Origin of the sequence: Virgibacillus indicus, assembly GCF_002266285.1 — a bacterium.
In the GTDB taxonomy this organism is placed as follows: domain Bacteria; phylum Bacillota; class Bacilli; order Bacillales; family Amphibacillaceae; genus Virgibacillus_K; species Virgibacillus_K indicus.
On the sequence record NZ_NPMS01000001.1, the window covers coordinates 694182 to 717675 of the forward strand.

Consider the following 23494-nt stretch of genomic DNA (forward strand, 5'->3'; position numbering starts at 1 on the left):
TAACTAAAAAAGGAAGGATTTTGTCATGAGTGAAACTCCCAAAAATAACGAAAATAGCAAACAGAAACAGTTAGAGCAATTTCGAGTTAATGATGCGAACAAGAAACTGACTACCAATCAAGGGTTGAAGGTCTCTGAGGATGGATTGTCTTTAACTGCTGGTAAACGTGGCCCCACACTGATGGAAGACTTCCATTTTCGGGAAAAAGTAACACATTTTGACCATGAGCGAATACCGGAACGTGTGGTGCACGCCAGAGGAACAGCTGCACACGGTGAATTTGAAGTATACGAATCAATGAAACCATATACGAAAGCAAAGTTTTTACAAGACCCAAACGTCAGAACACCAGTTTTCGTTCGTTTTTCTACGGTGGTTGGTTCCCGTGGGTCAGCTGATACCGTGCGTGATGTTCGTGGTTTTGCTACAAAATTTTATACGGAAGAAGGAAACTACGATTTAGTAGCTAACAATATGCCAGTTTTCTTCATTCAGGACGGTATTAAATTTCCCGATATCGTTCATGCAATTAAACCCGAACCACATAACGAAATACCACAGGCTTCTGGCGCACATGATACATTTTGGGATTTTGTTGCTAATAATCAGGAATCAGCTCATCAGGTTATGTGGTTGATGTCTGATCGTGCAATCCCCAGAAGCTTTCGAATGATGCAGGGATTTGGAATTCACGCATTCCGCTTTGTAAATGATCAGGGAAAAGCCCATTTTGTTAAATTCCACTGGATACCTAAGCTTGGCGTTCACTCACTGGTATGGGACGAAGCAGAAAAAATTGCCGGTAAAAACCCTGATTTTAATCGGCAAGATCTTTTTGATGCCATTGAAATGGGAGATTTCCCTGAATATGAATTAGGTGTTCAGATCATTGAGGAGAAAGACGAGTTTGCCTTTGATTTTGATATTCTTGATCCTACTAAAATCTGGCCTGAGGAAGATGTCCCATTAAAAATTATCGGAAAGTTAACGTTAAATAAAAATGTTGATAACTTTTTTGCTGAAACTGAGCAAGTTGCTTTTCATCCCGGTCATATTGTCCCAGGTATTGATTTTACTAATGACCCTTTGTTACAAGGCCGTTTATTTTCATATACTGATACACAACTAATTCGATTAGGCGGTCCGAACTTCCATGAAATTCCGATTAATAAGCCAGTATGTCCATTCCATAATAACCAGCGGGACGGCTACCACAGGCAAACGATAAATAAAGGGAAGGTCTCCTACAATAACAATTCAATGGCTGCTCATACGCCAGCTCCAACAACTGAGGAAGAGGGCGGCTTTGTTCATTATCAGGAGAAAGTAGAAGGAAGTGTCGTCCAGGCCAGAAGTGAAAGCTTTAATGATCACTTTTCTCAGCCAAAATTGTTTTGGAATAGTATGAGTCCTTCTGAAAAACAGCATATAATTGATGCTTTCAGCTTTGAAGTCGGACGTGTCAAAGATAAATCAGTCCGACAGCAGGTAGTTGACATGTTTGCAAATGTTGATTTAGCAATGGCAGCTGAAATTGCAAACAATTTAGGGGAAACCCCGCCAACAGCAGAAGAATCAACTGTTACAAAAGCATCTCCTGCACTAAGTCAGGAAAATACGAACAAAACTCCAGTGGGCCGCAAAATTGGTGTAATTTTGCACAATGGGTTTCATGATGCAGAAGTAAAAGATATTCTGCAGAGATTAAACCTGGCAGGGGTTGCATATGAAATTATCAGTGATAAACAAGGGGTTGTAACAGGAAAAAGTAAAGATGACCTGATGGTGGATCACACCTTTTCAACAACGGATCCAGTACTGTACGATGCAATCTATATTGCAGGCGGCAAGGACGTAAATGAAAAGTTTTATAAAAATGCAAATTACTTTATTATGGAAGCATTCAAACACTATAAAGCCATTGGTGCTACGCATGATGGAATCGCATGGCTGGAAGTGAATCAAATGATTGAAAGCCCAGGCGTTGTTGAAGGAAACGGTAAAAGCTTTGTTGAAAAGTTTCTTCAGGATATTGCAAAACACCGGCATTGGGATAGAAATGTAGTTTAATTCGATTTAAACCTGACAATTATAAAGTTGAATATAATAGCCAAAATATAAAACGCTGGGAAAAACAAATTTTCCCAGCGTTTTATATTTTTGTAAGATAGGAGTTTACCTATAAATTCCCGAAAAAATAAATAGGAAAAATATACCTGATACAATGATAGCTATTTCAATATTACTTACAATTTAGCCATAGTTTCTGCTGAGACATTTAAAAGCCGAAACAAGAAAATACCGTCCAGTTAATGAAAAATATGGACGATATTTTAAGAATAATTTTGGGTTAAAATCATTTTGAAACCTTATTGAATAGCAGCATACAAAACGTTAATCAAGCTTAATACGAAGCCAAATACTGCTCCCTTTCCCATGGATGTACAGTAGTGCGGAACATATCCCATTCAATTTCTTTTGCTTCAATAAAGTGTTCAAATAAATGCTCACCTAATGCCGAAATAATAACATCATCCTTCTGTAATTCATTCAATGCATCCATCAAGGTTGCAGGTAGATCCTTAACCCCGTTTTCTTCACGCTCTGCTTTAGTCATTACATAAATATTTCTATCAACAGGGGTTGGTGGTGTCAATTTATTTTCAATGCCATCAAGTCCCGCTGCAAGCAATACTGCCATAGCCATGTAGGGATTAGCCGATGGATCAACACTTCTCACTTCGACTCTTGTACTTAGTCCGCGGGAATACGGTATTCTCAGCAATGGACTTCTGTTTGAAGCAGACCAGGCAACGTAAGACGGTGCTTCATAACCAGGAACCAATCGCTTATATGAATTTACTGTCGGGTTCGTTATAGCTGTAAAGCTGGTTGCATGCTTCATGATACCTGCAGTAAATTGGTAGGCAGTTTCACTCAATTGAATATCGCCTTCCTTATCAAAGAATTTATTAACTCCTTCTTTAAATAAGGACATATTTACGTGCATTCCGGATCCATTAACACCGAATAATGGTTTCGGCATAAATGTTGCATGTAAATTATGCTTTCTTGCTATCGTTTTTACAACTAATTTAAATGTTTGAATATCATCTGCATGCTTCACAGCATCAGAATATTTAAAATCTATTTCATGCTGTCCAGGAGCTACTTCGTGATGGGATGCTTCAATTTCAAATCCCATTTCTTCGAGTTCAAGCACAATATCTCTGCGGCAATTTTCTCCTAAATCTGTTGGTGCAAGATCAAAATATCCGCCATGATCATTAAGTTCTAATGAAGGCTCACCATTTTGATCCAGTTTGAATAAAAAGAATTCAGGCTCTGTTCCGATATTAAAAGCGTCATAACCCAATTCTTCCATTTTCTTCAGATTTCTTTTTAGATTGTAACGCGGGCACCCTTCAAAAGGTGTTCCATCAGGATTATAAATATCACAAATGAAACGTGCTACTTTTCCCTTATCCGACGTCCATGGAAATACAACAAATGAATCCAAATCCGGATATAAATACATATCAGACTCTTCAATACGCACAAAGCCCTCAATGGAAGAACCGTCAAACATCATTTTATTATCGAGTGCTTTGTCCAGCTGGCTGAGGGGGATTTCCACATTTTTGATAATCCCAAGCATATCCGTAAATTGCAAACGGATAAACCTCACATTTTCTTCTTCAATTCGTTCCTTAATCGCTTCCTTTGTAAACCTGTCACTCAATTCATTTTCCTCCTAGTATTTTTTATATTAAGTATGTGTTAGAAACGGTTTATTAATTAAAACAAACCCTATACTTATTACCGTTTAACAAAAAACCTTGAAAGTTCACCCTGACGTAAGCTTGACTTTCCAAACCTGCCAGCCTCACTAAGCTCATTTCTTAAAACTTCTCTAAGCTCTTTATTAGTTATTTTCATTGTTTCATTCTTTTCAGCTGCTTTATTTACCTTATCTGTTAACAGAAGTTTTATACCTGCCATATTCAGACCTTTATCCAGTAAATTCTTTATTTCCAAAAGCTTGTCAACATCATTGAAGGAAAATAACCGCTGATTGCCTGTAGTTCTCTCAGGTGAAATTAATTGATGTTCTTCATAATATCGAATCTGTCTTGCTGAGAGCTCTGTAAGTTTCATTACAGTACCTATTGCAAATAAAGGCATAGAACGGCGATCCTGATCATTCAACTAATGACCTCCCAATCTTTTTATGTCAATAACTATATACTATGTAATATAATCCGTCAAATTGATGTAAGGTTTCCTTACATATAATAAAAAAGAAAAGAGCAGAAGTTATCCACCCTTTTCTTTTACCCTATTTTATCAACAAATAATCATTTGTTATCAAAGATTTAATAGATTCTATTACTGCAAGTTTTACATGTGCATAAGTAAGACCGCCCTGCACAAATGCCGTATATGGTTCTCTAATCGGACCGTCTGCCGATAATTCAATACTTGAACCTTGAATAAATGTGCCGGCAGCCATAATTACATCATCTTCGTATCCTGGCATTTTACTTGGATATGGTGTCACGTATGAATTTACCGGTGAGTTTCTTTGTATTTCCTGACAAAAAGCTATCATCTGTTCAGGCTTATCAAATGTGACGGATTGAATTAAATCCGTACGTTTTGCCAGATAGTTTGGTGATGTTTGAAATCCTGCAAGCTCCAAAAATCTTGATGTGAAAACAGCTCCTTTTAAAGCTTCTCCAACTACATGCGGGGCTAAAAAGAAACCCTGAAATGTTTCCTGCAGTGTATTTAATGTTGCCCCTGTTTCCTTTCCAAGTCCTGGTGCAGTCAATCTGTTGGCACACTGAAGTATAAGATCACTACTTCCAGCAATATAACCACCTGTCCGGACAATCCCGCCACCCGGATTTTTAATTAAGGAGCCTGCCATAATATCTGCACCAACATGCAATGGTTCCCGATCCTCTACAAATTCCCCATAACAATTATCAACAAATATAATCAATTTCTGATTGATACTTTTTACAAAGTGGATCATTTCTTCGATTTCACTGACTGTGAAGGATGGTCTATCGTCATAGCCCTTTGATCGCTGGATGCCAATAACTTTTGTTTGACGGGAGATTGCATTTTTTACAGCTTCAAAATTAATGGTACCATTTCCATTTAAATCCACTTCTTTATATAAAATATGATAATCCATCAGAGAGCCGCTGCTATTTCCTCTTTTGCCAATGACTTCTTCTAAAGTATCATAAGGCTTTCCTGTAATATAAATGAGCTCATCATTTGGGCGCAGCAATCCGAATAAGGCAGTAGAAATTGCATGTGTTCCTGAAACAAGCTGTGGTCTGACCAAGGCATCCTCTGCACCAAACACTTCTGCATACACTGCTTCCAGCCCTTCCCGCCCGAGATCATCATAGCCATATCCGGTTGTCGAATTAAAGTGGCTGTCGCTTATTCGATTATTTTTAAATGCTTCCAATACGCGCTTTTGATTTGATTCAGCAATTTCTGTTATTTCTCTATACTGATTCCTGCAATTTTCTTCTGCTTGCATTATTAATTGTTCTATCATTTGCTGTTAATACTCCTTTAGTAAACTTTGCAATGGATGATCTGAGCGGATATATCCTTTTACAATGTATTCATTTGTATCTTCATTAAAATATTTTTCACTGACAATTGTTTCCCGCATCAGACGATGCAGTGTTTTCCCCTGATCAGGATTTAAACGTAATGAATAGCTTTCCCAATCCTCTTGTAAGATACTTTCAATTTTCTTTAAAAGCTGTTCAATATCATCTTGCTCATATGCACTGATATAAATATACGGATGATTTATCGGTATTAAATCTTCTTTAAGCAAATCTTTTTTATTATATACGGTCAGCATTGGCAGAGTATGTGCCCCTAAATCCTCCAGCAGCTTTATTACTGTGTCCTGATGCTGTTCCCGGTCCATGTGGGAGCTATCCACGATATGCAGCAGGAAATCCGCTTCTGTAACTTCTTCCAAGGTTGAACGAAATGATGCAATTAAGGCAGTCGGCAATTCCTGCAGAAAACCAACTGTATCTGTAATTAACGTTTGAAACCCGGAAGGAAGCTGTATCTTTCTGGTTAAAGGGTCTAGTGTTGCGAACAACTGATCTTCCTCCAGTGAATCGCCTTTCGTCAAACGATTGAATAACGTAGACTTTCCAGCGTTTGTGTAGCCAACAATAGCAATTTGAAAGACATCATTGGTCTTTCGTCTTTTTCTATATTGATCACGTTGTTTCACAACCATATTCAGTCTTCGTTTAATATCAAATATTCGCTGTCTGATATGACGCTGATCTGTTTCTAATTTTGTTTCCCCTGGTCCTCTGGTTCCAATTCCTGCACCAAGACGTGACATAGCAACGCCTTGCCCATAAAGCCTTGGCAGCAAATATTCCAGCTGTGCAAGCTCAACCTGCAGTTTACCTTCCTTTGTATGAGCACGCTGGGCAAAAATATCTAAAATAAGCTGACTTCGATCAACCAGCCGGACCTCGAAATGATCCGTTAAATTCCGCAATTGACCTGCTGATAACTCATCATTCGATATTACTAGATCAATATCCAGCTGCTCTATTTCCTCTTTAATTTCTTCAATTTTTCCTTCACCAATATAAGTAGCAGGGTGAATACGGTTCCGATTTTGAGTGATAACTTTTTTCACCGTTCCACCAGCAGTTTTACTCAGTGAAATTAACTCATCTAATGAGGATTCAAACCTTTCCTGGTTTTGCTCTTGTTTTTTAACCGCAATAATGAGTATATTTTCTTCAGACATATATGCTGACCTCTTTCTGCTGCATCGTAATTCACCTTCGCAAGTATGCCTTTATCATAACAAAGGCGGCTATGGTTTACAAAGCAGACAGAATAATTGCTATTCCTGACCATCAAACTGCAAATCCTGTCCTGTTAGCTGTATAAGGTCATCTGTCCGAAACTCATCAAGCAGCATTAAACGCACTGCATGCATTCGAATTGCATGTTCAATCACATTTCGAACATAGCGGGCATTTGAAAAATTACGCTCATTTTCCTGCGTTTTTTTATATAAGTGTGAACGAAGATCCAATTCAGCCTCTTTCGTTAGCTGATAATCACGCTGTGAGGCCATTTGTCTGGCAATTTCCATAAGCTGATCAACATCGTAGTCCCTAAAATCCAATATAAAAGGAAATCTGGATTTCAGTCCTGGATTCAATAATAAAAATCGCTCCATTTCGTAAGGATATCCGGCCAATATTAAAACGAAATCATTATGGTTATCTTCCATATGTTTTACTAATGTATCAATCGCTTCCTTGCCGAAATCCTTTTCACCACCACGAGCAAGTGAATATGCCTCATCAATAAATAAAATACCACCCATTGCCTTTTGAATAATGGATCGTGTTTTCTGAGCAGTTTGACCGATATATTCGCCTACCAGATCAGCACGTTCTGCTTCAATAAAATGACCTTTCGATAGCAGGTTCATATCAAAATATATTTTTGCAAGCTTCCTGGCAACTGTAGTCTTACCTGTCCCCGGATTTCCTTTGAATAGCATATGGAGCACTTGTTTTGAGCAAGTAAGACCAACCTGTTTTCGCTTTTCATTCACAACAATTGTTGCATATATCTCCTTAATGGTACGTTTAAGTTCCCTCATGGCGACGAATGATGAAAATTGCTGGTCTATATGCTTAAACGGACTGTTACCATTTTCTATATAATGCAATTGTTTATTTTGTTTTGTTTTTAATTCTTTCTTATCATGCAACACGATATTAATCTGGCCATTACTGTTTCGTTTTATCTGAGTCCCCACGTCATCACTCCTTACTCAACCTAGTATACGCCCAGAATAAAAGAGTTGTGACAAACGCCTATGTTGAGGAAACTAAAAAACGGATGCAGCTAAGCATCCGTTTCGTTATTATTCTTTTTCAAGTGTTACGTTTTTAACTGGGGCAAAAGTTGAGATAGCATGTTTAAAAATTAATTGCTGTCTGCCATCTGTTTCTAATAAAACAGTAAAATTATCAAAAGCTTTTACAACACCCCTTAATTGAAAACCATTCGTAAGAAATACAGTAACTGAAATATGATTCTTTCTTAGCTGGTTCAAATATTGGTCCTGAATATTCACAGTTTGAGCCATAGCACTTCCTCCTCTTTTTCTGTCTGATTCCGGCTCCCATTAGCTGTCTTCATAAGCATTTGATATTCGAGTCATCAAAACCTCCTGCTTATGCGTTCACCTTGTACAGTCGCCTGTGCTTTTCTATCTCTATATACATCTATTTCTACACTTCATTTAAAAATCCTGCTAAATCATCTAAAATTATTCTAAATTTTTGATTAATTGTTTCTGGCGTAATCGAGTACCAGGAAATATCCATTTTATTTCGAAACCAGGTAAATTGTCTTTTTGCATACCTTCTGGAGTTACGTTTTAGTAATTCTACGGATTCTTCAAGACCTTGCCTCCCATTTAAATAAGGAATAAATTCTTTATAACCGATAGCCTTCATCGATTGTCTGCTTCCAAAGCCACTGGCGTATAACCTTTCAACTTCATCAAGCAATCCTTCTTCCATCATGGTATCAATTCGTTTGTTAATCTGATCATATAATAGTTCCCGGTCCATTTCTAAACCTATAATCCGTATATTATAAGGGGATTGAACATGTTGCTTTTTTTGATATTCCGACATAGTCAATCCAGTTGTTTCATAGATTTCAATCGCTCGGATGACGCGCCGGTGATTATTTGGATGGATTTTTTTTGCCTGTTTAGAATCTACCTGCTTCAACCGGTTATAAAGAGGTGTAATTCCTTCAGCCTTAATTATGTTTTCAAGCCGTTGTGTAATGGAGTCATCTCTTTTTTGTGTGGAAAAATTATAATCATATAGAGCGGCCTGTATGTATAATCCGCTGCCTCCTGCTATAACAGGCAGCTTGCCATGATCTGAAATGGCATCAATATATTGTTGAACATGGCTTTGAAAATCAGCAACCGAAAATTCCTCATCAGGTTCTTTGATGTCAAGCATATAATGAGGAATATTCTGCATCTCATTTTCTTTAATTTTAGCCGTACCTATATCCATTCCCCGGTATACCTGCATGGAATCCCCGCTGATTATTTCGCCATTAAAGCGTTTAGCAATCTCAATACTCAACTTTGTTTTGCCTACCGCAGTTGGTCCAACCACAGCAATTACAGTTTTTTTCATTAGCTTTCCCCTAAATTACATTATTTATTCATATGCACGGTATGCTTTTAGCATCCAGATATGCTTTTCCAGCTTAGCTCTTAAAGAAATCAGTAAATCTTCTGTTGGATCATCTTTTTGCTCCCGAGCCAGTTCAAGCCCTATGTCTCGGATTTCAGCAATAATCTGTTCATAATCCTGTATCAGCTGTGCAATTATTTCATCTTCCTTATCATCTGCGTTCGCCTCATATAATGTGGTTTCCTTTAAATATTTAATCATGGTGGCAAGTGGTTTTCCATCAATCATTAAAATTCTTTCTGCCACTTCATCAAGGTCATTCGCAAACATTGTATACATTTCCTCAAACAGTTCATGCAGCTGAAAGAAATGCCTGCCCTGCACAAACCAATGGTATCGATGCAGTTTTACATACATAACAAAATAGTTCGAGAGCAATTGATTCAGAAAATTGATCAGTTTTTGATTATCCATAATACACCCCGCAAGCTTTTTACATAGCTTTTACGAGGGGTACTCTATTTATACATTTCCTACATTACACGCTTAAACATTTTTTCAAGTTCATAGGAAGAAAAATGGACAATTATTGGCCTGCCATGCGGACAAGTGAATGGATCCGTTGTTTGTCGCAAGTCTTCCAGCAGCCGGAACATATCATCATGATTTAAATAATGATTTGCTTTAATGGACCGTTTGCAGGACATTAAAATAGCCGCATCTTCCCTGATCGACTCAACATTGATTTTTTCTTCATTCATAATCTGCTCAATCATTTCCCTGATGACCTCTTCCTCAAAACCTGCAGGGAACCAATTAGGATGTGAGCGAATGATATAGGTTTGATGGCCAAAGGCTTCAAAAAACAAGCCAACTTCTTCTAATCTCCCTTTGGATTCCTCAATAAAAATAGCTTCCTGTTTTGAGAATTCGAAAGTCAGGGGGATTAACAGCTCCTGTGATTCATTCATAGTTTGTCCCAATTTTTTCTTGAAAAATTCATATTTAATCCGTTCCTGTGCAGCATGCTGATCTACCATATATAATCCATTTTCATTTTGGGCTAAGATATAAGTACCCTGTAATTGTCCAATTGGGTACATTGCGGGCACACGTTGGGTTACAGGCTTTTCTTCAGAAAATGATTGCCTTTCTTCGTTTTGCAGCGGATGTTCTGTGTTTTGGCCATAACCGGGGAATTCTTTCACAATTGGTCGTTTGTTCTCCGTTTCTACCCCTCCCAGATGGACATCTGCTTGTTCTTCGCGGATAACAGTATCCCTCACCACAGAAGCAGCTGGCTCTTGTTTAGCTGATGAGTCAAAATCCATTGCATGCTGAATTGATTTTTCTTTTGGCAGCGGTTTTTGTGTTAATTCAGGAATTAAGGTTATCTCCCGGAATTTATTTCTGATTGACTCTTCAATTGCGATAAACAGTTCTTTATCCTTGCTGAAACGCACTTCCAGTTTGGTTGGATGTACATTTACATCAACCAGAACAGGATCCATATCGATGGAAAGCACCACGATCGGAGAACGCCCGATTGGCAATAACGTATGATATGCCCGAAGAATCGCTTTAGTCAGTGGAATACTTCTAATATATCTTCCATTTATAATGGTAGATATATAGTTTCTTGATGCTCTTGTAATCTCTGGTTTGGCAATAAAACCCTCTATGGTGAAATCCAACGTCTTATTGCTTACAGGAAGCATCTGTTTTGCCACTCCCATCCCATAAACTTGGGAAATTACCTGAAGCAGGTCACCAGTGCCGGATGTTTTAAATAAGCCTTTTCCGTTATGTGTAGCTTCGAATCTGATTTCCGGATGCGATAATGCCAGCCTATTAAGCAAATCCGTTATATGGCCAAGCTCTGTATGAAGACTCTTCATATACTTCAGGCGTGCCGGTGTATTGAAAAATAAGTCTTCTACCAAAAACTCTGTCCCTTTTCTTGCACTGCTTTTCTTTTTCTCCGTAACCTTTCCACCCTCCAGTGCCAAAAATGTCCCTGCTTCATCCCCTTGGGAGGTTTGAATCGTCAATCTGCTTACAGAAGCAATACTCGCGAGAGCCTCACCGCGGAAACCAAGTGTTTTAACATGAAACAAATCACTTTCATGTTTTATTTTACTTGTTGCATGTCTTAGAAAGGCTGCTTCACAGTCGCCTTCAGACATGCCATCGCCATTATCGGTAATTTTAATCTGCTGCAGTCCTGCCTCTGCAATTTCAACTTTTATCCATGTACTGTTTGCATCGATACTATTCTCGACCAGTTCCTTAACAACGGAAGCCGGCCGCTCCACAACTTCACCGGCAGCTATTTTATTAGCCAATGCATCAGGCATTTGTATAATATTCATGCAAACAATCCTTTCTTAAAACAAGTTACTTTTTGACATCTTTTTGCAGCCTGTAAAGCTCATTCATAGCTTCAAGCGGTGTCATTTCAAATAAATTTAAATGCTTTAAATCATTTATAACCTTTTCATCTGATGCTGATAACTTCTGTTTTTTAGCCGTTTTTTTCTCTTCTACAAAAAAGGATAATTGACCAGATTCCATTTTCTCTGTCGAAGGTGCCGGTTTATCATTGCTTTCCAACTGATGTAAAATTGTTCGCGCTCGTTCAATTAGTGACTCAGGCAAATCTGCAAGCTTAGCAACATGAATACCATAGCTTTCATCTGCAGCCCCTTCTTTAATCTGGTGGAGAAACACAACATTTCCTTCATACTCTTCAGCTCTGACATGAATATTTTTTAAATTGGATAATGTTTCCTCAAGTGCTGTCAGCTCATGATAATGGGTGGAAAATAATGTTTTTGCTTTTATGTTGTTATGGATATATTCAACAATTGCCTGGGCTAGAGCCATTCCATCATAGGTACTCGTCCCTCGTCCAATTTCATCAAGTAATATTAAGCTTTTTTTAGTTGCATTGGCTATGGCGTGATTTGCTTCCAGCATTTCAACCATAAACGTGCTTTGACCTGAAACTAAATCATCCGCAGCACCAATACGGGTGAAAATCTGATCAAATATGATAAGGTCTGCTTCATCACACGGTACAAAACAGCCAATTTGCCCCATAATGACTGTGAGAGCCAGCTGTCTCATATAGGTGCTTTTACCAGACATATTGGGCCCGGTAATTAACAAAATATTTTTATCCTCATCTAAGGACACATCATTAGGAACGAAAGCACCATCGTTCATAACTTGTTCAATAACCGGATGGCGTCCATTTTTTATAGAAACCTTTTCCTCAACAAAATTAGGCCGTTTGTAGTTGTTCGCTTCACTCACGGCAGCGAATGCCTGCAGAACATCAATTTTGCTGACTGCATTCGCCAAATGCTGCAGTTCTGGAATATGTTCTTTGATTTGCTCTCGTATTTCAATAAACAGGTTATACTCCAGGTCAACACTTTTTTCCTCAGCTTCCAAAATGAGTTCTTCTTTTTCTTTTAACTCAGGTGTAATATAGCGTTCGGCATTTGTCAGTGTCTGTTTCCGTTCATATTTCCCTTCTGGCAGCAGGTGCAAATTGGCTTTCGTTACTTCAATATAGTATCCAAATACCCGGTTATAGCCAATTTTAAGTGATTTAATTTTTGTTTCTTGCTTTTCCTTCCGCTCCAGTTCCGCAATCCACTGTTTTCCATTTCTTGAAGCATATCTGTAATTATCAAGCTGTTCATTATAGCCATCTTTAATTATAGCTCCCTCTTTAATGGAAATAGGCGGTTCATCTGCCAAACTTGCATCCAATAACTCTACTAGATGTTTCGGGAATACAAGTTCCCTCGCCAAATCTTTAATTTGGTCCTGCTCAAACTGAATTAGTACCTCCTTAATTTGCGGAATTTTTTCCAGCGATTGTTTTAACTGTATAAGATCACGTGCATTTACATTTCCAAAAGCAATTCTTCCTGCAAGCCGTTCCAGATCATAGACTGATTTTAAAGCTTCACGCAATGTATCCCGCTCTATAAAGCCATGATAGAACCCTTCGACAATTTCAAGTCTTTCTTCGATGATTGCCTTATTTAATAAAGGCCGTTCCAGCCACTTCTTCAGCATTCTTGACCCCATTGCTGTTACAGTTTTATCAAGTACCCATAACAGACTGCCATGCTTGCCTTTTTTTATAATAGTTTCGGTTAATTCAAGGTTACGTTTCGAATACATATCAAGTGACAGGTACTGATTTAATTCAATTACTTCCGCTTTCTGAAGATGATCAAGCGATCTTTTTTGTGTATCCTGTACATAGTTTAACAGACGGCTGAATCCTTTCAGTAACCGCTCATCATTTAGATTTTCACAAAGACTGCGGTACTCTGCATTGAACTTTACTTCATCCTGATAGGATAAAGTAATGTTTAACCTGCCTTTTAGCTGTTCCTGCAATTCTTGAGGCAAGTTTGAGGAAATAACAACTTCCTTAATCGGCTGATTATATAACTCATGAATAACTGCGTCCCATCCGTGTGATATAAGTGCAATTCGATTTTCCCCTGTTGATAAATCATTATAAACAATTACATAAGAACCATCTGTAAAATGGGAGAGGCTTGCAATATAGTTATTCTCCCCTTCGTTCAGCATAGTGCTTTCCATTACCGTTCCAGGAGTAATCAGCTGGATAACTTCCCTTTTGACAACACCTTTAGCAGTTTTGGGATCTTCAACCTGTTCACAGATTGCTACTTTGTATCCTTTTTCTATCAAAACTTTTATGTAATTTTCCGCAGCATGGTAGGGAATACCACACATCGGAATAGGCTCTTTCTGCCCCGAATCACGCTTCGTCAGCGTTATTTCCAACTCTTGTGAAGCATTGATTGCATCATCAAAAAACATTTCATAAAAGTCACCCAGTCGGAAAAATAGGAAAGCATCCTTATACTCCGCTTTAATTTTCAAATATTGTTCCATCATTGGTGTGTATTTTGCCATGTCTGATCCTCCAAAACCCCGAATTATTCTTATGCCATTATAGCATATTATCAAACAACAAGACGAACATTGAAAAATGGAATTATACACAGCTCCTGCTGGTAAAATACTTTGTTCGGGCAATTTTAACCAAAAAAAAATTACGAGAGAATTTATCCTCTCGTAATTTTTTTAATCTTTTTTCCCCAGGAAATCTGGCTTTACATCATCTAATTCATCATCAGTTACTTCAAAGCCCCATGAGTCATCGTCGTCATCATGATTTTCCCATCTTGGGTTAACCTTTACAGAAAGTCGTGTCTCGCCTATAACCTGAACGATGAATTCCCTTTCGATCTCAACAATTATTTTATGGCCTTTATTTGAAATTTTGCATTCCAGGCAATTTGGCTGCTGCATTACTTTTGCAATCACGTCATACTCATCATTAATGCAATTATCATCTTTTACAGAAAGCGGCACCACATCCGTATAATTTACTCTTTCTGTCACAACCTCCGTCTTCGTATTATCGTTGTAGGAATACCAGATATTAATGTCGTAGCTGCCGTTTATTTCTACTGCATCATCTGATTTTTTCTTTGCGTTATATAAATGGTTGATCACCCAGCACCCTAATATACTTGTCGGTCTATGTGATGGCGAAATGGAATGGGATTCCTGCGTAAACTTTCTTCCTTTACCAATAACGGCTTTTGTAATGATTTCCCGGTAGTCTTTATCAAGAAAAGTCATAATTACTTTTACCTCCTCTTTTTTCATAGTCATTTTATGCAAGACAAACACCTAAAGTGCATAGCTATTTGTGAAAGGGGGTAAAGTAAGCATATATAGCACGACATAGGCGAATTAAAAAAGAAAAACCCGGTGAAGGAATTTCTTCCCTCAACGGGTTTTCTTAATGACCGCAGCCTGTGCTATTTTTTGTTTGAGATCCAGTCTCACCAGCAAGTACATCTCCGCCAGTTGATTCAATTACATTATTTGTAACTTCCCGTGCGATCGTTCCAGATACCAATTGAAGAACGTCATTCACAACGATTTGTGTTTCTTTGAATTCCTGAACAACTGGAATTTCATCAATTTCATTTTGCAGACGATCAATCTCTGCCTCAACCTTTTTTAATGCCTCTGTTTTCTCATAGGCTTGGAAATTTACTGCTTGCTTTTGCAGTGTTTTAATTTGTTTGATTAATCGCTGCACCTTTTTATTTTCATTAATCTTTGCCTCGACTTGTTTAAAGCGGTCGATTTCTTCTGTATTTGATAGCATTTCAGCTAATTTCTTTGCTTCATCGAGTACCTGTGTACGTGTATATTCAGCCATTTAGTTCACCTCAACTGTATTTTCTGTCATAATGCCATTTAATGACCAGGTTTTTGTTTCTGTTATTTCAACTTCAACAATTTTTCCAATAGCCGATTTCGGCCCTTTAAAGTTTACAAGTTTATTTCTTTCGGTATAACCCGCAAGAACATCAGGGTCTTTTTTACTTTCCCCTTCAACAAGTACTTTAACTTTCTTCTTATCATATGTTTTCATTGATTCCGCTGATTGTTTATTGACAAGTTCATTCAGACGGTATAAACGCTGCTTTTTCACTTCTTCAGGAACATCATCTGTCTTGCGTGCTGCTGGTGTACCTTCACGTGGAGAGTAAATGTACGTGTATGCCGCTTCAAATCCGACTTCCTCCATCAACGTCATCGTCTCCTCAAACTGCTCCTCAGTCTCGTTAGGAAAACCGACAATAATATCCGTAGTTAGTGTCGCATTTGGCATAGCTTTTCTGATTTTCTTAACAAGCTCAAGATATTCTTCTCTTGTATATTTACGATTCATTTTTTTCAAAACTTCACTGCTTCCAGATTGTACAGGTAAGTGAATATGATCAAGCAGATTACCGCCTTTAGCCAAAACTTCTATCAGACGGTCATCAAAGTCTCTCGGATGTGATGTTGTAAAACGCACACGAGGGATATCAATTTTATGAATGGCATCCATTAAGTCACCAAGCCCATACGTAATATCTTCTAAATCCTTGCCATATGCATTTACATTCTGACCAAGTAATGTCACTTCCTGATAGCCCTGTGCGGCTAAATGACGGATCTCCTGGATGATATCCTCCGGCCTGCGGCTTCGCTCTTTGCCGCGTGTCATTGGCACAATACAGTAAGTACAGAACTTATCACAGCCATACATAATATTAACCCATGCTTTTATTTTCCCTTTACGGGCCTTCGGAAGGTTCTCAATGATGTCTCCCTCTTTAGACCACACTTCTACAATCATTTCTTTGCCAAACATCGCTTCTTTTACGAGATGCGGCAGACGATGAATGTTATGCGTTCCAAAAATCAAATCAATATGCTGGTGTTTTTTTAATATCCGGTTGACAACAGACTCTTCCTGGGACATACAGCCACAGACTCCCAGAATTAAGTCCGGATTTTCCAGTTTTAGCGGTTTTAAGTGACCAATTTCACCAAACACTTTATTCTCAGCATTTTCCCTGATGGCACAGGTGTTCAATAAGATGATATCGGCATCATTGGAATCTGTTGTCGATTCGTATCCCATTTCAGTTAAAATCCCTGCCATTACTTCCGTATCATGTTCGTTCATTTGACAGCCGTACGTTCGGATCAGGAACTTCTTTCCTTTCCCGATCTTCGCCATATCCTCTGGTATAGAAAAATCATAATGAAATTGAACATCTTCTTTCCGGCGCTTTCTAGCTTTTTTAATATCAGGAGGCTGGTAATTGGATTGAAAATATTTGTTGATCATTTCATCACTTGATGTATTTTTAATTCGTTCCACATTATTTAAATCAGATTTAGCATCTGGCGTGTAATCTGCTTGTTTAATCTGAGCCTGTTGTTTCCGCTGCTCTTCGTTCATACTATATCTCCTTTCCTTAAAGTACATAAATATGTATAGTTGTACATTATTACAGTATAATACCTATAGTTAAATTTAACAATACATCTGATAGATGCGCAAATAAAAAACCTCCCTTTACTTAAAGGAAGGTTGCTGAAATTGTCATTTTTTCAGAGGTATTTGATTTTCAAATAAATTATTGCTTCCATTTGGCGTAATTTTACCTGAGCATCACTTTAATTATCTTGGTTCAACAATAAGCTTAATCGCTGTTCGTTCTTCCTCATCAATCATAATATCGGTAAAAGCCGGAATGCAGATTAAATCGACTCCACTTGGTGCTACAAATCCTCTTGCAATGGCTACTGCTTTCACGGACTGATTTAATGCACCAGCGCCAATTGCCTGAATTTCGGCTTTGCCACGCTCCCGTAAAACATTTGCAAGTGCACCTGCTACTGAATTTGGGTTTGATTTTGCTGAAACCTTTAATACTTCCATTACTAGTACCTCCTTCATTTCCTATTGTAGTTCTATTGCTACTATATTCTTGGAGATGTTAGCTTATTACCTTATTATGCATCAATAATTCGAAAGATTCAAATAATCACCCGAAGAATGGATGATCATCATTTATTAAGATACGTTCAACTTTTGTTGCTTTACCGTTTGAATTTTCAATGGTAACGAGAAAACCATTTAACTGTGTTCTACCCTTTTTCGTAATTTCAAAACGTACAGGCATTGATGTTAGAAACCGTTTCATTACTGCTTCTTTTTCCACTCCCAATATACCATCATATGGTCCAGTCATTCCTGCATCAGATATATATGCTGTCCCTTCTGGTAAAATCCGTTCATCCGCTGTCTGGGTATGTGTATGTGTTCCAACAACAGCACTTACTCTGCCATCAACGTACCAGCCCATTGCCTGTTTCTCACTTGTTGCCTCTCCATGAAAATCAACAAAAATAATATTCGTACGTTTTTTTGCCTCTTTTATCAGTTCATCTGCTTTCCGAAATGGATCATCGCTTGCTGGAAGAAAAGTTCTCCCCTGCAAATTAATAACAGCCACTTCCGTGCCATTAATATTCACAAAAACAAGACCTTTCCCAGGGTTACCTTCAGGGAAATTTGCCGGACGAATCATATATTTTGCGTCATCAATAAAATCAAAGATTTCTTTCTTATCCCATGTATGGTTACCCATTGTAATAACCTGGGCACCCCATTCCAGAAATTGCTTATATATTTTTTCTGTTATCCCTTTTCCGGAAGCCGCATTTTCACCATTTATTATCGTCAGGTTTGGACGATGTTTTTCTTTAAGTTTTGGCAGATATTCCTGTACCATATCCCTGCCAGGGGAACCAACTACATCACCAATAAACAATATTTTCATCTTATGATCATCCTATCTTTTTTAATACTTTTAGTTTTTCATATTGATAATATAAAGTCAAAAAACAAAAGCAGCCAGTTGGCTGCTTTTGTAACTTATTTGGCATATTCTACTGCTCTTGTTTCACGTATCACAGTCACTTTTATGTGGCCAGGGTAATCAAGCTCTCCCTCAATCCGTTTTCTAATATCGCGGGCGATAGATACGGATTCAAGGTCATCAATTTCATCAGGTTTTACCATTATTCGAATTTCTCTTCCGGCCTGGATTGCAAATGATTTCTCTACACCAGCAAAGGATTCCGAAATTTCCTCCAGTTTTTCCAAGCGTTTGATGTAGTTCTCCAATGTTTCACTTCTGGCACCAGGTCTGGCGGCAGACAGAGCGTCAGCTGCGGCAACCAGTACAGAAATGACGGAAGTTGGTTCTTCATCACCATGGTGGGAAGCAATCGAATTAATAACAACCTCATGCTCCTTGTATTTCATCGCAAGCTCTTTTCCGATTTCCACGTGACTTCCTTCAACCTCATGATCAATTGCCTTACCCATATCATGAAGTAATCCTGCTCTTCTAGCTAATGTAACGTCTTCCCCTAATTCAGCAGCAAGCAAACCGGACAGGTATGCTACCTCTGTTGAGTGCTTCAGAACATTTTGACCATAACTTGTACGATATTTTAGACGGCCTAGTATTTTTACTAAATCTGGATGCAGTCCATGTATACCGACCTCAAATGTTGTTTCCTCACCAATTTCCCGTATATACTCATCAACCTCACGTCTGGCTTTATCCACCATTTCTTCAATTCTTGCAGGGTGGATTCTGCCATCTTGTACGAGTTTTTCTAATGCCATACGAGCAGTTTCCCGTCTAATTGGATCAAAACCAGATAAAATTACTGCTTCTGGAGTGTCATCAATAATTAAATCAATACCAGTTAACGTTTCCAGTGTTCGTATATTTCGACCCTCACGGCCTATGATACGACCTTTCATCTCATCATTAGGAAGGTTTACAACGGATACTGTAGTTTCTGCAACATGATCCGCTGCACAGCGCTGCAAGGCCAATGAAAGAATACTTTTTGCTTTTTTATCAGCTTCTTCTTTCGCACGATTTTCAGCCTCTTTTATCATTAACGCTGATTCATGTGTTACCTCTTGTTCAATCCGCTCTAAAATAATTTGTCTAGCCTGGTCTGTGGTGTATCCTGAAATGCGCTCAAGCTCCGTTTGCTGCTCTTTTTTCATAGCTTCCACTTTGCTTTCCATTTCATCAATTTGTTGTTGTTTTTCTGTTAAGGTTTGTTCTCTTTTCTCTAACATAAGCTCTCGCTTATCCAGTGTTTCATCTTTTCTGTCCAGATTTTCTTCTTTTTGCATCAGACGATTCTCTTGTTTTTGTGCTTCCGCACGACGATCACGTAATTCATCTTCTGCCTGTTGGCGAAGTTTATGCGTTTCATCCTTCGCCTCAAGAAGTGCCTCTTTCTTAGCAGCTTCTGCGTTCCTGCGTGCCTCTTCAGCTATTTGTTTAGCTAATATTTCAGCACTGGAAATTTTTGCCTCTGCAATAGATTTTCGTATCAGATAACCAACAAACAGACCTACGATTAGGATAAAAGCAAGCAAAATGGAGATGACTAAAGGATTGTCCATGATTTCACCTCCTATTGCTATAAGATTGTACAATTCATTATTGTCGGCATATACCCATTTAAATGCATAAATAACAATAAATCATATAATTAAATTATATAATTATACATTTTTAATTTTAATTGTCTATATAACTAATGTCAAGGAAACGTCACAAGTATTTAACAAAGGAATTGGTATAAATAGCAAAACCCTTTATTAACAAGTGTTAATAAAGGGTTTAAAGACTTCTTATACATCAAAGCTTTCTTGGCCTATTTCTTCTGATTCGGCTTTTGATTTTGCTTCTGCTGGTTCATCCAGTTCATAGTGTTTGCGAATAGCGTTGTGGATTTCTTCCATTGTTTCCGGGTTTTCCTTTAAAAATTCCTTTGCATTTTCCCGGCCCTGACCAAGTCTGTCTCCATTATAGGAATACCATGCACCACTTTTTAGAACAATATCCAAATCTGATCCGATATCGAGAATTTCTCCTACTTTAGAAATCCCTTCTCCATACATGATATCTACCTCAGCTTGTTTAAATGGAGGTGCTACTTTATTTTTAACAACTTTAATTCGTGCTTTATTCCCGACCATTTCATTGCCCTGTTTTAATGTTTCAGCACGGCGCACTTCCAGTCTGACAGATGAATAGAATTTAAGAGCTCGTCCACCAGGTGTCGTTTCCGGATTCCCGAACATTACACCTATTTTTTCACGAATTTGGTTAATAAAAATTGCAGTAGTTTTTGATTTGTTAATTGCTCCTGAAAGTTTCCTTAATGCCTGGGACATTAAACGCGCCTGCAGTCCCATATGTGAATCGCCCATCTCGCCCTCAATTTCTGCTTTTGGAACTAATGCGGCAACAGAATCTACTACAATAATATCTACTGCACCACTGCGTACAAGTGCTTCGGCAATCTCTAAAGCCTGCTCACCTGTATCAGGCTGTGAAAGAAGCAGCTCCTCAATGTCTACTCCCAATGCTCTGGCATAAGTAGGATCAAGTGCATGCTCCGCATCAATAAACGCTGCTTGTCCGCCTTTCTTTTGTGCTTCAGCAATTGCATGCAGTGCAACTGTTGTCTTACCTGAAGATTCCGGACCATATATTTCTATAACTCTTCCTCTTGGATAACCGCCAACCCCTAGTGCTACATCCAATGCCAATGAACCACTTGGAACTGTTGCAATTTTTTGGCCCTCTTGTTCTCCTAGTTTCATAATGGAACCCTTGCCAAATTGTTTCTCTATTTGTCTCAACGCTACATCTAAAGCTTGTTTTCTATCACTCAACGTGTTTGCCTCCTTTAATCATCTATTTACATCATACATTGTTTTTTAAAATTAAACAAGAAAAAATCGAATAAACGTTCTCTTATTTTGAATGCATTTATTTTCGAAAAATAGAATTATAGCATCGTTTTACAGATCTAAAATCTAATTTCCCTATTTAAATCATGCATGATTTTATTATTTTAAGTATTTGAAAAGAAGTTCCAATCCTTTTAAAGCTGTTCGGCGTCTTACCGAATTACGGCTGCCATTAAAATTAAATTGCCTAACTATATCCTGTCCAGTATCATCGCTGATTGCTATAAACACAGTTCCAGCAGGATGCTCCTCTGACTTGCCTGGTCCTGCAACGCCTGTAAAGCTTATGCCAATATTGGAATTTAATTTTTTTCTTGCATTTACAGCCATCTCCAGTGCGCATTCTTCACTGACTGTGCCATGTGACTCAATTGTTTTTTCCGAAATCCCGAGTACTTCCTTTTTTACGTCTGTATCATAGCATACAATTCCACCGGCACAAGCTTCCGACGCACCCTCCACCGAAATCAATCTGCTCATGAACATGCCTCCAGTAAGACTTTCAGCTGCTGCGATCTGTTTGTTTTGGGCTATTAATAAGGAAATGATCTGTTCTTCAATCGTCTGATCATCTACTCCATAAAAATATTCGCCAACCTGCTCAAGAACCTTTTCTTTCGTTTCCTCCAATATCTGATTCACTAGCATCTGTGAGCTTTCTTTCGCAGTCAGACGGATTACAACACCATCATTTTGAGCCAGTGGAGCAATCGTTGGGTTACTTTGGGCTTGTATGAGATCATGCAGATCATGTTCCAACCGTGATTCACCAATTCCAATAAACTTTAAAACAATCGATTTAATAACCTCTTTATTTCCGATCATTTTTTGCAGATATGGAAAAACATAATCCAATGACAACTGTTTCATTTCCCTAGGAACACCAGGAAGAAAAATCCAGGTTTTATTTTGATGTGTTGCCATCATTCCTGGAGCCATTCCTGCATTATTCAGAAGTACTTTTGCTCCTTTAAAAACACGTGCCTGTTTCCTGTTGTTTGGAGTCATACTGTAATTATTCCTGTCAAAAAATTGTTTTATTTTCTCCATGGATTCAGGGTGTTCAATAATCTCCTGACCGGATAGACCTTGGAATGCTTCGCGTGTTAAATCATCATCTGTCGGCCCAAGCCCGCCTGTTACGATGATTATATCTGAACGATTTTGTGCCTGACGGAAGGTATCTTGCACCCGGTTTAAATTATCACCTACCACAGCATGATTATAGACATTAATCCCATAGGCTGCCAATTGCTGTGATAACCACTGAGCATTTGTGTTAGCTATTTGACCAAGCAGCAGCTCTGTTCCAACTGCAATAATTTCTGATTTAATCTGTGCCATTATTTTGAATCCCTCATTACATGCCAATTTTTTATAAAATATTCAACACCGGAATAAACTGTAAAGAATAATGAAATATATAGCATACTTATTCCAAATGGGAAACCAATATATGAAAACGGAAAATTATGCAGCAATAATACTGCAATTGCAATCATTTGGGTCGCTGTTTTCAATTTCCCCATGCTTCCTGCCGCCAGAACAATTCCTTCACCTGCTGCTACCAGACGGAGACCAGTTACGGCAAATTCCCTGCTGATTATGATAATAACCACCCACGCAGGCGCGACTCCCATTTCAACCAGGATAATTAACGCTGCTGAAACAAGCAGTTTATCTGCCAGCGGATCCAAAAACTTCCCAAGGTTTGTAACTAGATTGTATTTTCTTGCATAATGACCATCAACCCAATCTGTTGCGGCAGCGATAATAAATAATAATGCTGCAGCGAAGTGTGTAATCGGCAGTTCAGCTTCTCCGATTTGCCACTCTCCCCAATCAAACGGGATGCTCATTAAAATAATAAAAACAGGAATTAAGAGAATACGCGATACTGTAATTTTATTGGGTATATTCATTTATCTT

General features: G+C 38.3%; 20 protein-coding genes. 1 reads left to right on the forward strand and 19 read right to left on the reverse strand.

Translation table 11 applies throughout. From position 1 onward, the window contains the following. The first annotated feature begins 25 nt into the window (after positions 1–25). Positions 26–2071: a catalase gene (locus tag CIL03_RS03570; RefSeq protein WP_094883832.1), complete on the forward strand. Its 2046-nt coding sequence runs from the start codon at positions 26–28 to the stop codon at positions 2069–2071. Between the two features lie 334 nt (positions 2072–2405). Here CIL03_RS03570 and glnA read toward each other — a convergent pair whose 3' ends face one another. From glnA to pgsA, 19 genes are all read right to left on the reverse strand, one after another. Beyond that, positions 2406–3743 carry a type I glutamate--ammonia ligase gene (gene glnA / locus CIL03_RS03575; protein WP_094883833.1) on the reverse strand — a complete coding sequence of 446 codons (1338 nt, stop codon included), beginning with the start codon at positions 3741–3743 and terminating at the stop codon, positions 2406–2408. 77 nt (positions 3744–3820) lie between these two features. Then, positions 3821–4186: a MerR family transcriptional regulator gene (locus CIL03_RS03580; protein WP_133087814.1), complete on the reverse strand. Its 366-nt coding sequence runs from the start codon at positions 4184–4186 to the stop codon at positions 3821–3823. A gap of 154 nt (positions 4187–4340) precedes the next feature. Then, positions 4341–5585 (reverse strand): methionine gamma-lyase family protein, encoded by a 1245-nt coding sequence (locus tag CIL03_RS03585; protein WP_094883835.1) that lies wholly within the window; start codon positions 5583–5585, stop codon positions 4341–4343. A gap of 6 nt (positions 5586–5591) precedes the next feature. Continuing rightward, the gene (gene hflX / locus CIL03_RS03590) at positions 5592–6830 is read right to left on the reverse strand and encodes a GTPase HflX (protein ID WP_094883836.1); all 1239 of its coding nucleotides are present in this window, start codon (positions 6828–6830) and stop codon (positions 5592–5594) included. 99 nt (positions 6831–6929) lie between these two features. Beyond that, positions 6930–7862: a stage V sporulation protein K gene (gene spoVK, locus CIL03_RS03595; protein WP_094883837.1), complete on the reverse strand. Its 933-nt coding sequence runs from the start codon at positions 7860–7862 to the stop codon at positions 6930–6932. A 108-nt stretch (positions 7863–7970) separates the two neighbouring features. Then, positions 7971–8195 (reverse strand): RNA chaperone Hfq, encoded by a 225-nt coding sequence (gene hfq / locus CIL03_RS03600; protein ID WP_094883838.1) that lies wholly within the window; start codon positions 8193–8195, stop codon positions 7971–7973. Between the two features lie 145 nt (positions 8196–8340). Beyond that, the gene (gene miaA / locus CIL03_RS03605) at positions 8341–9276 is read right to left on the reverse strand and encodes a tRNA (adenosine(37)-N6)-dimethylallyltransferase MiaA (protein WP_094883839.1); all 936 of its coding nucleotides are present in this window, start codon (positions 9274–9276) and stop codon (positions 8341–8343) included. A gap of 24 nt (positions 9277–9300) precedes the next feature. Beyond that, positions 9301–9750 (reverse strand): Dps family protein, encoded by a 450-nt coding sequence (locus CIL03_RS03610; protein WP_094883840.1) that lies wholly within the window; start codon positions 9748–9750, stop codon positions 9301–9303. A gap of 59 nt (positions 9751–9809) precedes the next feature. Continuing rightward, a complete protein-coding gene (gene mutL / locus CIL03_RS03615; protein WP_094883841.1) occupies positions 9810–11648 on the reverse strand; it encodes a DNA mismatch repair endonuclease MutL in 1839 nt (612 codons plus the stop codon). 25 nt (positions 11649–11673) lie between these two features. After that, positions 11674–14250, reverse strand: a complete 2577-nt coding sequence (mutS, locus tag CIL03_RS03620) for a DNA mismatch repair protein MutS (protein ID WP_094883842.1) — start codon at positions 14248–14250, stop codon at positions 11674–11676. Positions 14251–14421: 171 nt separating this feature from the next. Beyond that, positions 14422–14985 carry an outer spore coat protein CotE gene (locus tag CIL03_RS03625; RefSeq protein ID WP_094883843.1) on the reverse strand — a complete coding sequence of 188 codons (564 nt, stop codon included), beginning with the start codon at positions 14983–14985 and terminating at the stop codon, positions 14422–14424. 163 nt (positions 14986–15148) lie between these two features. Further along, complete coding sequence (locus CIL03_RS03630) at positions 15149–15577, reverse strand: YlbF/YmcA family competence regulator (protein ID WP_094883844.1); 429 nt, start codon at positions 15575–15577, stop codon at positions 15149–15151. Beyond that, the gene (gene miaB / locus CIL03_RS03635) at positions 15578–17158 is read right to left on the reverse strand and encodes a tRNA (N6-isopentenyl adenosine(37)-C2)-methylthiotransferase MiaB (RefSeq protein ID WP_094883845.1); all 1581 of its coding nucleotides are present in this window, start codon (positions 17156–17158) and stop codon (positions 15578–15580) included. Positions 17159–17380: 222 nt separating this feature from the next. Then, entirely contained in the window at positions 17381–17641 is a 261-nt protein-coding gene (locus CIL03_RS03640) for a stage V sporulation protein S (protein ID WP_094883846.1), read from the reverse strand. A gap of 106 nt (positions 17642–17747) precedes the next feature. Continuing rightward, positions 17748–18545 (reverse strand): TIGR00282 family metallophosphoesterase, encoded by a 798-nt coding sequence (locus CIL03_RS03645; protein WP_094883847.1) that lies wholly within the window; start codon positions 18543–18545, stop codon positions 17748–17750. 95 nt (positions 18546–18640) lie between these two features. Next, complete coding sequence (gene rny, locus CIL03_RS03650) at positions 18641–20206, reverse strand: ribonuclease Y (protein ID WP_094883848.1); 1566 nt, start codon at positions 20204–20206, stop codon at positions 18641–18643. Between the two features lie 231 nt (positions 20207–20437). Further along, positions 20438–21487 (reverse strand): recombinase RecA, encoded by a 1050-nt coding sequence (gene recA, locus CIL03_RS03655; RefSeq protein WP_094883849.1) that lies wholly within the window; start codon positions 21485–21487, stop codon positions 20438–20440. Between the two features lie 177 nt (positions 21488–21664). Continuing rightward, positions 21665–22909 carry a competence/damage-inducible protein A gene (locus tag CIL03_RS03660; RefSeq protein WP_094883850.1) on the reverse strand — a complete coding sequence of 415 codons (1245 nt, stop codon included), beginning with the start codon at positions 22907–22909 and terminating at the stop codon, positions 21665–21667. Continuing rightward, positions 22909–23487, reverse strand: a complete 579-nt coding sequence (pgsA, locus tag CIL03_RS03665) for a CDP-diacylglycerol--glycerol-3-phosphate 3-phosphatidyltransferase (RefSeq protein WP_094883851.1) — start codon at positions 23485–23487, stop codon at positions 22909–22911. The genes CIL03_RS03660 and pgsA overlap by 1 nt, the downstream gene beginning before the upstream one ends. Between the last annotated feature and the right edge of the window lie 7 nt (positions 23488–23494).

Excerpts from the sequence above, each read along its gene's own strand:
- CIL03_RS03630 (WP_094883844.1), bottom strand. The coding sequence starts at position 15,577 with ATGGCTGAATATACACGTACACAGGTACTCGATGAAGCAAAGAAATTA.
- miaB (WP_094883845.1), bottom strand. The coding sequence starts at position 17,158 with ATGAACGAAGAGCAGCGGAAACAACAGGCTCAGATTAAACAAGCAGAT.
- pgsA (WP_094883851.1), bottom strand. The coding sequence starts at position 23,487 with ATGAATATACCCAATAAAATTACAGTATCGCGTATTCTCTTAATTCCT.
- miaA (WP_094883839.1), bottom strand. The coding sequence starts at position 9,276 with ATGAAAAAAACTGTAATTGCTGTGGTTGGACCAACTGCGGTAGGCAAA.
- mutL (WP_094883841.1), bottom strand. The coding sequence starts at position 11,648 with ATGAATATTATACAAATGCCTGATGCATTGGCTAATAAAATAGCTGCC.
- CIL03_RS03580 (WP_133087814.1), bottom strand. The coding sequence starts at position 4,186 with ATGCCTTTATTTGCAATAGGTACTGTAATGAAACTTACAGAGCTCTCA.
- CIL03_RS03645 (WP_094883847.1), bottom strand. The coding sequence starts at position 18,545 with ATGAAAATATTGTTTATTGGTGATGTAGTTGGTTCCCCTGGCAGGGAT.
- mutS (WP_094883842.1), bottom strand. The coding sequence starts at position 14,250 with ATGGCAAAATACACACCAATGATGGAACAATATTTGAAAATTAAAGCG.
- rny (WP_094883848.1), bottom strand. The coding sequence starts at position 20,206 with ATGGACAATCCTTTAGTCATCTCCATTTTGCTTGCTTTTATCCTAATC.
- CIL03_RS03570 (WP_094883832.1), top strand. The coding sequence starts at position 26 with ATGAGTGAAACTCCCAAAAATAACGAAAATAGCAAACAGAAACAGTTA.
- hflX (WP_094883836.1), bottom strand. The coding sequence starts at position 6,830 with ATGTCTGAAGAAAATATACTCATTATTGCGGTTAAAAAACAAGAGCAA.
- CIL03_RS03625 (WP_094883843.1), bottom strand. The coding sequence starts at position 14,985 with ATGACTTTTCTTGATAAAGACTACCGGGAAATCATTACAAAAGCCGTT.
- CIL03_RS03640 (WP_094883846.1), bottom strand. The coding sequence starts at position 17,641 with ATGGAAGTATTAAAGGTTTCAGCAAAATCAAACCCAAATTCAGTAGCA.
- CIL03_RS03660 (WP_094883850.1), bottom strand. The coding sequence starts at position 22,909 with ATGGCACAGATTAAATCAGAAATTATTGCAGTTGGAACAGAGCTGCTG.
- CIL03_RS03585 (WP_094883835.1), bottom strand. The coding sequence starts at position 5,585 with ATGATAGAACAATTAATAATGCAAGCAGAAGAAAATTGCAGGAATCAG.
- hfq (WP_094883838.1), bottom strand. The coding sequence starts at position 8,195 with ATGGCTCAAACTGTGAATATTCAGGACCAATATTTGAACCAGCTAAGA.
- CIL03_RS03610 (WP_094883840.1), bottom strand. The coding sequence starts at position 9,750 with ATGGATAATCAAAAACTGATCAATTTTCTGAATCAATTGCTCTCGAAC.